The sequence below is a fragment of the Cytobacillus sp. SAFR-174 genome (assembly GCF_051964675.1).
Lineage (GTDB): Bacteria > Bacillota > Bacilli > Bacillales > Cytobacillaceae > Cytobacillus.
In genome coordinates, this window is the sequence record NZ_JBQCMZ010000021.1 from 34,115 (window position 1) to 47,930 (window position 13,816).

A 13,816-nucleotide genomic window follows, 5' to 3' on the forward strand; every position below is an offset into this window, starting at 1 on the left:
GATCTTATCCTTTTTTGATCATTTCTTGCATTGTTGCTGCTGCAGCTTTTGTATCAGCTTGACCTGTAATACCGCCGCCAACAATGACAAGGTCTGGATTTACTTTAATGACTTCTGGAAGTGTTTCTAATTTAATGCCGCCTGCGATTGCAGTTTTTGCATTTTTTACAACACTTTTAATCGTTTGCAGATCTTCAAAAGAGTTTTTTCCTACTGCTTGAAGGTCGTAGCCGGTGTGGACACAAATATAGTCTACACCCATTGCATCGACTTCTTTAGCGCGGCCAGCTAGATCTTTTACAGCAATCATGTCAACAAGGATTTTTTTGCCTTGTTTTTTCGCTTCTTCTACAGCACCTTGAATAGACATATCTTCGGCTGTGCCTAGAATCGTAATAATATCAGCACCTGCTTCAGAGGCTTTCATTACTTCATAACCAGCAGCGTCCATGATTTTCAGGTCTGCTAAAACCTTTAAATTAGGGAATGCTTCTTTTACTGCCTTTACTGCATGGAGCCCCTCGTTGATTACGACTGGGGTACCGATTTCTACGATATCGATATGTTCCCCCACTTCTTTAACAAGCTCAATTGCTTCTGGAATATTGACTAAATCTAAAGCTAATTGTAATTCCATATATGTTCACTCCTATTAATTTTATTTGGATTTTTCGTACAGTAATACTGTCTCCAAAATTAAATAGATCCTCTTCAGGAATATTATCCTTTTGGAGTATTATCTGTACCAGCAGCTGGGATCGATGATGTTCCCAATCGCTGAACAATTGCAAGTATACAACCTATAACATTTTAGTGGAAGTACGCACTTTTATTTTACATAGTGCTAAAAAGTATACTATGGGGTATAATAACGATTGAGGTGAGTGAAATGTCACGAATGCAGGATAAGATCTTTAACTGTGAAAAGGAATTGACGCTATCAGTTATCGGTGGTAAGTGGAAAATGCTGATTTTATGGCATCTAGGGAAAGAAGGAACCAAGCGATTTGGTGAATTGAAGGCTCTCATGCCAGGAATCACGCAAAGGATGCTTGTGAACCAATTGCGTGAACTGGAAGAAGACTTGATAGTAGATCGGAAAGTGTACCCAGTTGTTCCTCCAAAAGTGGAATATACCCTTACTGAACAGGGGAGAAGCTTGATGCCGATTCTTGATGCTATGTACAAATGGGGTAAAAACTATATGGAGACTGCAGGGTTAAACCCTAAGAAAGAGTCAATTAATTAAAACTTGACTATATAAATCGAGGCAAATAGCACCACAATATAGAAAGGGGCAATGTGATATAGCATTGCCCCTTTTTCTTTGTTTGCCTTGTAAAAGGCTGACAAAACATATCTATTAGATTGTAAATGCCAATGGAAATGACATACCTTTATTAAACTATGACTAGTTGTTAATTTATTTTTTCTTTTTCAAGCAAATCCTTAACTACATACTCGATGGTTACATTTCCTAAGACCTTTTCCATCGCTAATTGTGCAGCAGACAATATAGGAATAATCGTATTTTGAATATTTCTTCCTACAGGACATTTAGGATTTGGACTTTCATGAACATTAAACAACTCATTATCCTGTACGACATTAACTGCCTTATATACATCTAGCAGAGTAATGTCAGATAAATTCCTTGCAAGCTTAGTTCCCGGAATACCAGGATGTACCTCTACTAACCCTGCTTTCTTTAGCATTCCAATAATTTTCCTGATAAGTGCTGGATTTGTGTTTACACTTTCTGCTAAATATTCAGATGAACTTACACCGTCTTTATTAAACTCTATAAGAGATAATATATGAACGCCTACAGCGAATCGGCTGCTAATGGACATTTATTCATCACCTTTCTTGCATCTTTATAAGGATAAATCTTTTCTTGTAATAAATGTGGTTACACCCTTAATATTATACCTTAAAAAATGACCATTTATAGTTATTGACAAAATCTTAAAATGTAATTATTATGATTACATGTAACTGAGATGATTACAGTTAATTTACTTGTATATAACTGAAGGATGTAACGATAAACAATTTTATTGGGAGGAATGGAAGATGAGATTGTTAGTAACTGGAGCTACAGGGAAATTGGGCACCAAAATTGTTGATGCATTGTTGAAAACTGTTCCAGCAAATCAACTTGCAGTTAGTGTTCGGAATCCAGAGAAGGCAGAAGGAATAAAAACTCGAGGAGTAGAAGTTCGCCAGGGAGATTTTGACCGTCCAGAAACTTTAGATACGGCTTTTAAAGGGATCGATCGCTTATTGATTATTTCTGCGGATGGAGACAATGAAACAAGAATTCGTCAGCACACAAATGCGGTTTCTGCAGCAGAGCGTGCCGGTGTTAAATTTATTGTATATACAAGCATTGCAGACGCCAGGGAAAGTAAGAACATGCTTGCTCCAACACATAAGGCAACGGAAGAAGCTATTTTGAAAACAGGAATTCCTTATTCTTTCTTGCGTAACAATTGGTACTTGGAGAATGAAAGTTCAAGCATTCAAGGTGTACTGGCAGGAGCACCATGGGTGACTTCTGCAGGAACTGGAAAAGTTGGCTGGGCACTGCAACAGGATTACGCAGAGGCGGCAGCAGCAGTATTAGCTGGTAACGGGCACGAAAACACTATCTATGAGCTCTCTGGCAAGTTGTTTACACAGGAAGAGTTTGCCTCTGCACTTGGCGCTGTATTGGGTAAGGAAGTACCAGTACATCAGGTTGATGATGCTTCCTATGCTGAGGCAATAAAGGGTGCTGGCGTTCCAGAATTCCTCATTCCTTTTCTAGTTGGTATCCAGAAAGATATTCGAGAGGGTACACTTGAAATCGAGAGCAGCGATTTTGAAAAACTACTTGGACGTCCTGCTGCACCACTTAGCGAAGGATTATCTCAAATCGTTCAAAGTATCCAATAAAGTGTATTTTGGGATTTTATTATAAACCCGTAAATAAAAATCGCCTTTTAATAAACAAATAAACAACATAATTCAGAAAATAAGTAATAGGTCTGGTTTTTAGGTATAAAAATCAAATTAGCACACAAAGAAGCAGTCCATTTCGCAACTGAATTGGTCTGCTTCTTTGGGTTAATGAGAAAAATTTTGAATAGGAATGGTATATTATGCGACCAACCTATTAATGTTTAAAAGGAGGTAATGATTAATCGTGAAACTGACTATAAAAAATTGGCTTTCTAATTTGCGATGGTACAATTTTAAGGCTATTATTGCGTTTTTTGGATCAGCATTATCTTACATATTTTATAAAGATTATCCCAACCTTGAATCTCGGGAGTGGTATTTGTAAAAAAATTATATACTTTAATGCGAAGATGGGAACTCAGATGGTGTTGCTGTTTGATACCTGAATTTCTTAAACTTGTCATTTGCTCTGAAAGCATATGAAGTCCCGACAAGACTTTTTAAATTTTAAACAATCAATTCCATCATCTTTAGTTTAGAAAAATTTGTTAAAAAACATGCACTAGATAAAATATAAATCATATATAGGTGATATCCCGTTTTAAATGGCTGAGGAGGATAACATGAAACCTATGCTGCCTATTGAAAAATATTTCGGTAATTTAGAACTAGTTCATACATTTTATGGGGCTATGCCTACAGGTGTTAGTGTTTCGGAAACTGGTCGTATTTTCATTTGTTTTCCGAAATGGGGAGACGATGTTAAATTTACGGTTGCCGAAATTGTTGAGGGTGAATTGCAGCCTTATCCTAACTTACAAACCAATTTGGTTAACCCCGGGAATATCAGAATGACTTTCATCAGTGTCCAAAGTGTAGTTGCGGATGGAAGGGGAACGCTTTGGGTATTGGATACAGCGGCACCCAATTTTTCTGCACCAATTAAAGGTGGGGCAAAATTAGTCGCTGTTGATTTAAAAACCAATACAATTAGAAGCGTATATGCCTTTACAGAGGATGTAGTCCTGCCAACAACTTATCTGAATGATGTCCGATTTGACTTTCGTGTTGGAAAAGCAGGTTATGCCTATATAACTGATTCATCTTCCAAAGGACCCGGAGCTATTATCGTTGTAGATTTAGAAAATGGAAACGCGTTTAGACGGTTAAATGGAGCAAATTCAACTTCACCCGATCCTTATTTTTTACCGAAAGTAGAAGGTGAAATTTTAATGAACCGAAACAAAGATGGTTCCACATCTCCATTTAGATTGGCGTCTGACGGTATTGCGATTTCTCCCGATGGAAAGGTATTATTTTTTTGTCCACTTACAAGCCGTCATCTGTTCTCGATCCCAACAGAAGCCTTGAGAGACAGAAATATACCGGACATGGATTTACCTTATCAGGTGGAGTACTGGGGAGAAAAAGGTGCTTCTGATGGAATGATCACTGATGCAAAAGGAACCATTTATGCCGGAGACTATGAAAACAACAGTATTCGAAAGATATTGCCAAATGGCATAATGGAAACCATCGCACATGACCCGAGAATATTATGGCCGGATACTTTTTCGATTGGTCCGGATCAATACTTATATGTCATTGTGAACCAATTACATCGGCAGGCAAGATTCCATTATGGAAAAGACCTGCGACAAAAACCTTATAGTTTAATTCGTATGAAAATTGGTGAATTTCCTGCTCCTGCCATTTAATAATAAATAAAATCGAATTTGTAATTGTGAAAAAATTATGGTCACAAAAGGAGGAAGATTATATATTAAATCATTTTTGGTTTGTTAGGAACAGTTTAGGTTGTAATTCTAAACTGTTCCTATTTAATTTTTATAGAGAGGGTAAGTTCAATGCTGTATCGATATTATTTAAATCTAAATTGATTTGTTCGTTTGTATCCCAAGCATGATACCATCCTTTTTCTTCCATATATAAGGAAACTTGTTCATGCATATCAATAGCTTCCGTTAAATGGCGAGTGAGCATTTCTTTAATTTCGGGCGTTCCTGATTCTGTAACAGCCATGGCAAAATTTCTAACTCCACTCTTAGCTGCAATCAATAAATCCATTGCAACCACTTGATCCGAGAGTGCGTTCATGCCAGTTAAATTTTCAATGATTGGATTCATGTTCATTCACCTCCTAATTTACTGCTTAGCGTTGGAAAGGATAGAAGCATATTCTTGTAATTGTACCGTAGATATATCAATGTCTTGCTGCATAATATCTTTTAATCGCTGATCTGTAACTAACGCTTTCATCGTTTTGGATTTAGTCAGACAATTAGTCTTAAATGCAGCCATCTCATGGACCTCAAGAACTTCATGCAAGGCGTAGTTCATTTTTTTATACCTCCTTCCTTAAGGTTTCAACACGACTTTAATACATTCGTCCATTTTTGTGTCAAAAATCTCATAGCCATGTTTTGCTTCACTAAGAGGAAGGACATGACTTACTACATCGCTCGGGTCGATCTTACCAGTTGTTACTAATTCGAACATGTATGGCATATAGTGGATGACAGGAGCTTGACCGGAGCGGATATTGATATTTCGCTGCATAATATCTCCAAGAGGGAAACCATTATATCTGCCGCCGTAAACGCCCGTAACTTGAATTGTCCCGCCTTTACGCACTGCTTGTGAAGCCATTATAAATGCACTTAATGCTCCCCCTTGAAGCTTCATTCCGCTCGCAAGGAACTCCATATCAGTCATTTTACCGTCCATACCAACAGCGTCAATAACAACATCTGCCCCGCCTTTGGTAATTTCCTTAAGATAATTTCCTACATTCTCATGGTCCTCAAAGTTAACAATTTCTACTTTGTTGGTGCGCTTGGCGTGCTGCAGGCGATAATTGACGTAATCAACGGCAATTACTCGCTTTGCACCTTTTAACCAGCAGAATTTTTGAGCAAAAAGACCAACTGGACCGCAGCCAAATACAATAACTGTATCTCCGGCCTTTACGCCTGCATTGTCAACACTCCAAAAACCAGTGGTCATAGCGTCAGCGATAACGGATAATTTTTCATCTGGTTCTTCACAGGTTTCTGGAATCTTAAAGTGAGTGAAATTGGCAAAGGGAACACGTAAATATTCAGCTTGCCCGCCTGGATAACCCCCAGTCGTTCCCGAGTATCCGAAATACGCACCCATATCACCATTATCATTAGAATTATCACATTGGCTTTCCAAATGGTTTTTACAATAAATGCATTCCCCGCAGGCAATGTTAAATGGAATAATAACACGATCACCTTTTTTTACTTTCGTAACATTTGGTCCAACCTCTTCAACAATTCCCATCGGTTCATGACCGATAATATAGTCTTCCTGCATATTTGGAATCATTCCATGGATTAAATGTAAATCAGACCCACATATAGCTGTACTCGTTACTTTAATAATCATGTCATCTGGTTTTTCAATCTTTGGATCTGGGACGTCTTTGACTACAACATTTTTAATACCTTGATACGTTACTGCCTTCATAGGTTACAGCCTCCAGTGTTAGTGATCATCAGGTGTCCGGTCAAACATACCTTTTCGATTGGTCTCAACGGGAAATAGATTCATTTTGCCAATCATCAAAGTATTGTTGGCAGAGAGTTGATCTAGCTTATACTGTTCACTTAGTTCGTAAGGATGGAACCATTTTTTATTAATCATTAGTTCTGTAATTTCTTGGTGCATGGCAATCCCTTGCATTAACTGTTTTCGTAAGAGATCTCTGACATCAGGTGATGCGGACTCCGTTAATGCTACAGCAATATTGCGGACACCTTCTTTGGCACGAAGAAGTAAATCCATCGCAAATGTGGTATCTGCCAGCTCTGGTACGTGTAGCGAGTTTATAGGGTCTAAATAGTCATTATTCAATGAATTTGCCTCCTTTTCAATTTACTATAGGTGTTGGCCGGTTTTGAGGAACAGGAGCTTCAAAAGGTGCGCGTTGATAAACTGCCTGTAATTCTCCAAGCGCTTGAATGGATTGTTCAACATCTTTTTGCATTAATGCTCTTAAATCATTATCAAATACCAGTCCTTGCATTAGTTTTGATTTCGCTAAGCAAAGGGTTTTAAAATTTATAACCTCATGTAGATCCAATGACTCATGATCAGCTAATTTTTGATTATCCATTTCTAATTAACCTCCTTATTCTTTCGTACAATCAATTGTATTGTTCCAAAATAGGAGGGAAACATTCTTTAATGTTTTTTAAAATTAATGGTTGGTTGGAATATTCATACAGTGGAGGAATTCATTTATTGTGATGGCTGTGGATGATTGTTGCGGCGGTCTTTTTTCTTGTATCTAAAAAAAAGTTCAACCAGAAATATCTGGTTGAACTTAAAATACGAAAGGAAGAAGAAATGCCTTATCCTTTTTACTCTCTTGTTGATTAAGAACCTCCATCTTAAGAAAAATCGTATTTATTACCTTTTTAAAATTTTTCGTAGTATTCTACAGTGTGATTATAGCCTAAACGGCGGTGCCTATTACGTAGATGCTTGTTGCCTCGTTTATTAATCTTGTCCTTGTAGAAGGTTTTTCCTGATTGATACCGACATATATCAATTCCGGCATATGCATTAAGTTGCCTGTTGTTGTCAAAGTAGCGGAAAATTACCAATTTATTCCATTTGACAAACTGCAGTGTTGGGTCCGATTCCAAGAAAACTGGTTAGAAAGAAATACACAGCTTGTTAAATATAAAAAGGGATGGAATTGGAAAACCACTTTCTATTCGCTTTCTTCAGACCTATCTTCAATGCAACACTCCTTCGAGGATAGGAGTTCCGATAACGCCTTGCATAGCTATTCACAAAGCACATCGAAAGATGAAACAGCCGGGTAGGAAATCCGTGCTGCTTCCAGAAGTTGAATTGCTTTCTTTTCAGCCTTTTCAGGTGATATGTTTTTCTCTGTACACTTTCGGATTTAATTTCTTTAATACCGTCTTTGAATGCAGGAGTACTAAATCAGGGTGAGGAAACATTGCACGATGTTCAGGAACAGTTCAGATTTCGTTGTAAAGTTCCTTTCCATCTCAGGAAAGGTCTGTTGGATCACTTTATGCATCCGGTTGCGTATTACAGTTACATCATTCAGTTCACTGTAAAAACGGGATAATGACTTCAATTGTAGAAAGAGTTCTTCTGGGCCCTTACAGTTTAGTGGAAAAATGAGTAAGGGTATTCGATGGGCATTGCTCATATCTGTTTTGTGTATACGTAAAGAATTACATTGCAGCTTTGCTTCTAGGGGATTTAACGGACAGTAGGTAAAACCATTATCATTCATGAACCGCTCCAGTTGCATGGAGTAAACCCCTGTTGATTCAATGACACTATAGGGTTGCTAGCCATAACTCTCTGTTAAATCTTCAATTGTATGCATCAAAGATATAGTCTGGTCTTGAATGATAAATTTCACCTTCAATGATGCATTTCTTTAAAGCACTGTAAAACACCGTGTATCTTATTCCCATACCTACATCAAAGAGCAATAACATGTTTTAATTTATGCCTCCTAAGTGTGTTGAAATCCTCTCACTTACTCTTTATGATTCCCATTTCATATACATGATTTCAAGGATCCAACATACTCAAACCTGATTTAAATAAGGTAATCGAAGAAGGTAAGTATTTGTTACCGATTCTAAATCCCAAAGCGGTTCCGACCGACCTAATCTTCATTTATACTAAATAAAAAAATAGTAGTGCCAACCAATTCTTGGTCAGCACTACTAATCTTAGTATGTTTTTGAATTTCTTATTAAACATACAGAGAAGGTTAAAGAAGCAGGTGTTTATAATTTTTCATTACCTAGTAGACAATAAATGGTAGTAAATAAAGGGTGATTTTTAAAAAAAAAGCGATGAAATCATCGCCATATTTAAGAATTTTTATTTGAACGTTCCTTATGATAAATATAATCAACCCGCTCTTTAGTTTTCATAAGTAGTGAAGCTAAAATTGCAGTGTAAATAGATGTTAAAAGAATTGCAATTATTCCTACACCTGCCAGATTATTATTACCATACATTAATATCACCGCCTTTTTTTTATTGCTGCAACAATATTTTGCTCTTGGAACTAACTTTTATTCAAGAGAATCAATTGTCGCAGTTTTAGTAAAACTACAATAAAAGAGTATCTAGGCTAAATGGTGACTTTTTAAAAAGTGCTATTAAAGAATTTAGAAATACCCGTTGTTCATTAACTTATTTACAAGAATCGATGTAACCATGCTTAATATTCTAAAGTAAGGAAAACTTAAAAAAATTACAACATATATCGATGTCATTACCATTCATTAGCTATGGTATAACACCAATGTTTTTAATTTCACTTTTAATTGGGATAGTGTTAGTGTATATCGTAGAAAGAACCTAGTATTAGCATTTTGAGTTTCGGGTCATGGGTGAAAAACTTATCCTTAAGAAACAGCTTTCAATAACGATAGCTGTTTTTGGGGGTCTTTTTTTTTATGTTAGGATTAACTTGTGAGTAAATACACTTAAACTATAGGGTGCTTTTTTTTGGATGGGATCCTGTAAATTTCTAGTTAGAAAAAGGAATGTCTTCAAAATTGAGACATTCCTTTGGTTTTTCTAGAGTACAACTTATTTTCATGATGACATTATGCCAGGGGTGTGGGCCTTATAGAGTTAGTTGTCATGAAAAAAGAGGATATAAATTCATCGGAACTCATATTAACAATCCCAAAAGGGAAACGTCAAAAAAAGCGATTTATGCTATATCAATGTTCGTGAAATAATGGAATAAATATTCTTATAATACAAATTAACGCATTCATATAAATATAAATGGTTAAAAAAGTGTCCAAACCCTTGGTATATATGAGATCTGGCATTTTTTTAATTATATCATAATTAACCTTAAGAAGGATTAACGCTTATTTTAAGAATTAGCGCTTATTTGATAACAGGTTAATGGTTTATTCTGTCTCACTGCTATCTTTATGGGAAATATAAGGAGGATACTATTAACCATCTAATGCATCCATTTTTGGGTTCAGTCAATGATCAGAGTTCCCTTTGATGTGGCTTTTCACAAAGGGGTTAGGAAAGAATCGGACATTAATTTAACAAATCAGTTTATGAATAATCGTGGGGAACCTTATCAAGTAGAGGTATAAGCAAGGAGTATCATTTGATTTAGACTAATGCACTGCAAAAAAAGGCCAAATAAAGCAGGCCAAACCAATGAAAGATCTGTTGAAGGCTTCGTAAGGTCTGTGGAACAAAGTTAATGATTGTGAAATCAGCGTGTACAAGTATTCGACTCGGAAATCTCCCTGTTTGTTTTCGGTGCGTTGCTTTCCTTCTCCTATGAATAATGGACGTCAAGTCAGTTCTTGGTCATTTAATTGCTTTGGGCTGTTCCAACACTTCTTCCTGCCACAATTGATACAGATAGAGGATGAACGCAAAACCGACCATCATAGCAACAATAGCTATTGTAGACAAAGTCGATTCACTCGAAACAAGCCCCATCCGTTGCCATACTGGGTAAACAATGTACATAAAAGATCCGTCCAAAAGTATATTAACAGCCAAATACATCCAAAATTTCCTGAAAGTAAAGTGGAATACCCAGATAACTATAACTAAATATGCTCCATACACCCAAGGAACCGGTACGACTATATCCCATCCGAACAGACTGGAACCTGTCTCTTTCCACCATCCGTAATGATAAGCCGCCTGATATGCCAAGGTATGAATAACGGTCATAAATAGAGCGACAGGCATGTACCTGCGTACAGTATCCATTTTTAAAAAGAACAAGGACGCCCAAGGCAATATCAAGAGTGACCAGAGAATAATCTGTTTCATGTTTGTAAAACCCCACATTAGTTTTATATGTAGTGTACTCTCGGTGCATATATTTATTCGATTATTCGATAAAGGTCACTGAAACACCGACTTGGTTATGCAGATTTGCATTTCATTTGGGTATGAATTTTTGCTTTGAGCTGCGAAAAAAAGGGGTTTTACAGCCATTTCATTTAATTTGTGAAAGTAAGTGTGTATTCGGAGAGGGGTCACTCAAAGGGAGAGCAGGAGGGTAGCTTTTATTATGGAATATGATCCAAAACCAAATAAAATTCATGTTCTGCAAATAAGCAACTCTGAAGAATCGGAGGTTAAAATAAGTAACAATCATTTCACAGCGCCTGCCCAAAAAGGGATATATTACTATTCATATGGAGCCTGGTGGATGGATGAAAAGAAAGAGAATACATCTACTGGTGATGCTAATTATGCATTTGCCATAGAAGTAAAGTAATTTTTCTTCTTTAGCTAACGGGTTAGCGGAGCAGGTTACTTTAAGAACGTATCAGATAACACTCTTGCTTATAATCTGTGTATTAAATTCAGAATTGAAGGTTACCAGTCATAGTCGTTGTAAGAGGAGGCAATTCAAAAAACAGCTGAATAACCAAGAGGCGATTAAGATTCATAAGATTATCAATATATGAAGAGTCACTGGAAGCGAGAGCATACCGAAGTTAACCTTTGTTTTTGGGTAGATTCTCAGACTTTTGGATGAAAAAAGTCCACACCTATGAAGGATTCCTGTATTCCATCAATAATATAAAATAATAGATAACAATTATTGTAAGTCTTCTATGAATTCTTTAGGGAGAGTGATACCATTGTCAGAATTGATTTATGCCAGTTCATTAAAGACGCTTGAAGATGAAGGTGCAAAGGTCATTAAAGGTGGAAATCAAGCAATTGCCGTATTTGTGTACGAAAAACAAGTCTATGCGGTGGATAACCGTTGTCCGCATATGGGCTTTCCCCTTCATACTGGAAGCCTATGTGATGGGATTTTGACGTGTCACTGGCATCATGCCCGCTTTGATATTAAAAGCGGCGGAACCTTGGATCCATGGGCAGATGATGTCCCTACTTATCCTGTCGAGATTAAGGGTGATGAGGTTTGGGTTCACCCGGTTCCTTTTAATAAGGTGACAATCGAAAAATTCAGGCAGCGATTACGTGACGGCCTTGAGCAAAATATTAGTCTGGTCATCGCCAAATCAGTTGTCGGATTGATGGAAGCTGGTTTTCCAGCGACAGAGATAGCAAAAATCGGCGTCGAATTCGGAACAACACATCGGAGGGGTGGATGGGGATCGGGATTAACGATTTTAACAGCCATGACCAATGTATTGCCCAAATTGGATAAAACCGGGCAGGTTTTAGCGCTGTTCCAAGGCCTGGTTCATATTGCACGGGAAAGTTCCGGTATGGGAACACGCTTTTTGCTTGGATCCCTCCCTGTATCAAATGAAAAGAATACCCAATCATACGAGCAATTATCAGAATGGTATCTTCATTGTGTGGAGGTGCGTGATTCACAGGGAGCTGAGCGTGTGCTGTTGACCGCGATACAATCGGGATTCTCGGACGAGCAGCTTGCTGACATGATGATGACAGCGGTTACGGATCATTTTTATGTAAATACAGGTCATACTCTTGATTTTCATAATAAAGCATTCGAGATTATAAATCAGATTGGTATTGAGCACCGGCCCTATGTATTGTCATCCTTGCTGCCTGGTATCAGTGATGTATCCCGCAGTGAAGAATCCCATAGCTGGCAATCACCTGTGAATCTGGTCAAACCCTTAAAGGAGGCGTTCCAGGAATTACCTGATATCCTTGCTGATGATACATCACGAGGGGACGCTGGTATAGATGAACCAGCCTTGGTTGAACAAATTTTATCAGATAACCCTTAAAACGGTAAATATGATGATGGATGCACTTAAAAACGGCGTCACTCCTTCCCGGTTGGCCCAGCTCGTAACTTTAGCGGCTGCTGATCGGATTTCCCGCTTCCATGTACAAAATGATTTTAGGGATTGGATTACTGTACTTCATACTTTTACTCACGCACATGCTGTACACGAATCGTTACGCCGCTCTGCTACGCCTGAATTGACCCGGGCTGTTTTTCATGGAGCAATGAGTGTATATCTTGATCGTTTTCTCAATACACCATCCGCCAGAAGGCCGGAACCAAAGGATGTGGAAACTGAACCGCAATGTCCTTTAGAATTGTTGGAGATGATGAATCAGCAGCAGCAAGTTTCGGAATCAGCAAGATGGGTAGTGAATTACCTGGCACGCGGCGGTGATAAAAGCGAACTCTTCAATACGCTCGGTCACGCTTTACTAAGAGAGGATGCAGAGTTTCACTCATTTCAAATGTATGAAGCAGCAATGGTCGAACACGATCATTGGGAAAAAGAGGATTCAGAGCTTGCCAGCTATGCACGGGAAACATTGATCCTTGCAGTAACACGTTATCTGGCAGGCCATGCCCCAACTGCGAGAGAAATGCCGCATACAGCACAAATTGCCATGCGCCTCCACCGGGGAGAAAAATTATTTGAAGATGATTGATCAATCGATGACTAGTCAGAATCAGAACAAGAAGGACAACCAATCGTATCATGCTGATCAACACTTTTATAAACCTGTTTTAAAAGTGTCTAATCCCTTGTATATAAGGGGTTAGGCACTTTTTTATTATCATAATTAACCTTACGAGCCTAAGGGGAGTGGAAAAATCATCTTGACTATTATCCAACAAACTGGCCATATTGTTGAATAACTGCCTATATATATTGATAAGCCTCAATAAATATTGATGAAAACATGTACCATCAGCTGTAAGGCGGCGAAATCATCGAATTAAAACCTTATATTCCACAGGAACTTGAAGGCTTCCAATGCAAATTTGGAGGTTCTTTTTCTTTTCATAGATAAGTCCTTTTGGATATCTATCATAACCTCA

The 13,816-nt window shown here is 37.8% G+C and carries 15 protein-coding genes and 1 pseudogene; 5 read left to right on the forward strand and 11 right to left on the reverse strand.

Annotation, left to right across the window (positions count from 1 at the left end; genetic code table 11):
* Positions 1-4: 4 nt before the first annotated feature.
* Positions 5-637, reverse strand: a complete 633-nt coding sequence (hxlA, locus tag ACTHRG_RS18770; protein ID WP_076258578.1) for a 3-hexulose-6-phosphate synthase — start codon at positions 635-637, stop codon at positions 5-7.
* A gap of 252 nt (positions 638-889) precedes the next feature.
* Here hxlA and ACTHRG_RS18775 point away from each other — a divergent pair, with 252 nt between their 5' ends.
* Complete coding sequence (locus tag ACTHRG_RS18775) at positions 890-1,249, forward strand: winged helix-turn-helix transcriptional regulator (RefSeq protein ID WP_048008590.1); 360 nt, start codon at positions 890-892, stop codon at positions 1,247-1,249.
* A gap of 169 nt (positions 1,250-1,418) precedes the next feature.
* Here the strand turns inward: ACTHRG_RS18775 and ACTHRG_RS18780 are convergent, their stop codons facing one another.
* A complete protein-coding gene (locus ACTHRG_RS18780; RefSeq protein WP_076258581.1) occupies positions 1,419-1,853 on the reverse strand; it encodes an Rrf2 family transcriptional regulator in 435 nt (144 codons plus the stop codon).
* 223 nt (positions 1,854-2,076) lie between these two features.
* Here ACTHRG_RS18780 and ACTHRG_RS18785 point away from each other — a divergent pair, with 223 nt between their 5' ends.
* Both ACTHRG_RS18785 and ACTHRG_RS18790 read left to right on the forward strand, forming a co-directional pair.
* Positions 2,077-2,940, forward strand: coding sequence for an SDR family oxidoreductase (locus ACTHRG_RS18785; protein WP_076258583.1), 864 nt, complete (start codon positions 2,077-2,079; stop codon positions 2,938-2,940).
* Between the two features lie 629 nt (positions 2,941-3,569).
* Positions 3,570-4,664 (forward strand): L-dopachrome tautomerase-related protein, encoded by a 1,095-nt coding sequence (locus ACTHRG_RS18790; protein WP_076258586.1) that lies wholly within the window; start codon positions 3,570-3,572, stop codon positions 4,662-4,664.
* Between the two features lie 130 nt (positions 4,665-4,794).
* Here ACTHRG_RS18790 and ACTHRG_RS18795 read toward each other — a convergent pair whose 3' ends face one another.
* The 9 genes from ACTHRG_RS18795 to ACTHRG_RS18835 all read right to left on the reverse strand — a co-directional run bounded on the left by ACTHRG_RS18795 (position 4,795) and on the right by ACTHRG_RS18835 (position 10,836).
* Positions 4,795-5,094, reverse strand: a complete 300-nt coding sequence (locus ACTHRG_RS18795) for a spore coat protein (protein WP_048008595.1) — start codon at positions 5,092-5,094, stop codon at positions 4,795-4,797.
* A gap of 18 nt (positions 5,095-5,112) precedes the next feature.
* A complete protein-coding gene (locus ACTHRG_RS18800) occupies positions 5,113-5,307 on the reverse strand; it encodes a hypothetical protein (protein WP_076258588.1) in 195 nt (64 codons plus the stop codon).
* Between the two features lie 18 nt (positions 5,308-5,325).
* A complete protein-coding gene (locus ACTHRG_RS18805) occupies positions 5,326-6,462 on the reverse strand; it encodes a zinc-dependent alcohol dehydrogenase (RefSeq protein ID WP_076258590.1) in 1,137 nt (378 codons plus the stop codon).
* An 18-nt stretch (positions 6,463-6,480) separates the two neighbouring features.
* Positions 6,481-6,849, reverse strand: a complete 369-nt coding sequence (locus ACTHRG_RS18810; protein ID WP_076258592.1) for a spore coat protein — start codon at positions 6,847-6,849, stop codon at positions 6,481-6,483.
* 16 nt (positions 6,850-6,865) lie between these two features.
* Positions 6,866-7,111: a hypothetical protein gene (locus tag ACTHRG_RS18815; RefSeq protein WP_048008599.1), complete on the reverse strand. Its 246-nt coding sequence runs from the start codon at positions 7,109-7,111 to the stop codon at positions 6,866-6,868.
* A gap of 304 nt (positions 7,112-7,415) precedes the next feature.
* Positions 7,416-7,646, reverse strand: coding sequence for a transposase (locus tag ACTHRG_RS18820; RefSeq protein ID WP_440231776.1), 231 nt, complete (start codon positions 7,644-7,646; stop codon positions 7,416-7,418).
* Between the two features lie 302 nt (positions 7,647-7,948).
* On the reverse strand, positions 7,949-8,293 hold the full coding sequence (locus tag ACTHRG_RS18825) for a hypothetical protein (RefSeq protein ID WP_335689951.1): 345 nt from the start codon (positions 8,291-8,293) through the stop codon (positions 7,949-7,951).
* A gap of 577 nt (positions 8,294-8,870) precedes the next feature.
* Positions 8,871-9,020, reverse strand: coding sequence for a hypothetical protein (locus ACTHRG_RS18830; protein WP_175609102.1), 150 nt, complete (start codon positions 9,018-9,020; stop codon positions 8,871-8,873).
* A gap of 1,339 nt (positions 9,021-10,359) precedes the next feature.
* Positions 10,360-10,836, reverse strand: a complete 477-nt coding sequence (locus ACTHRG_RS18835; RefSeq protein ID WP_076258599.1) for a hypothetical protein — start codon at positions 10,834-10,836, stop codon at positions 10,360-10,362.
* A 244-nt stretch (positions 10,837-11,080) separates the two neighbouring features.
* Here ACTHRG_RS18835 and ACTHRG_RS18840 point away from each other — a divergent pair, with 244 nt between their 5' ends.
* Positions 11,081-11,290, forward strand: coding sequence for a hypothetical protein (locus tag ACTHRG_RS18840; protein WP_076258601.1), 210 nt, complete (start codon positions 11,081-11,083; stop codon positions 11,288-11,290).
* A 370-nt stretch (positions 11,291-11,660) separates the two neighbouring features.
* Positions 11,661-13,422 (forward strand): annotated as a pseudogene (locus ACTHRG_RS18845) (Rieske (2Fe-2S) protein).
* Positions 13,423-13,816 lie beyond the last annotated feature (394 nt).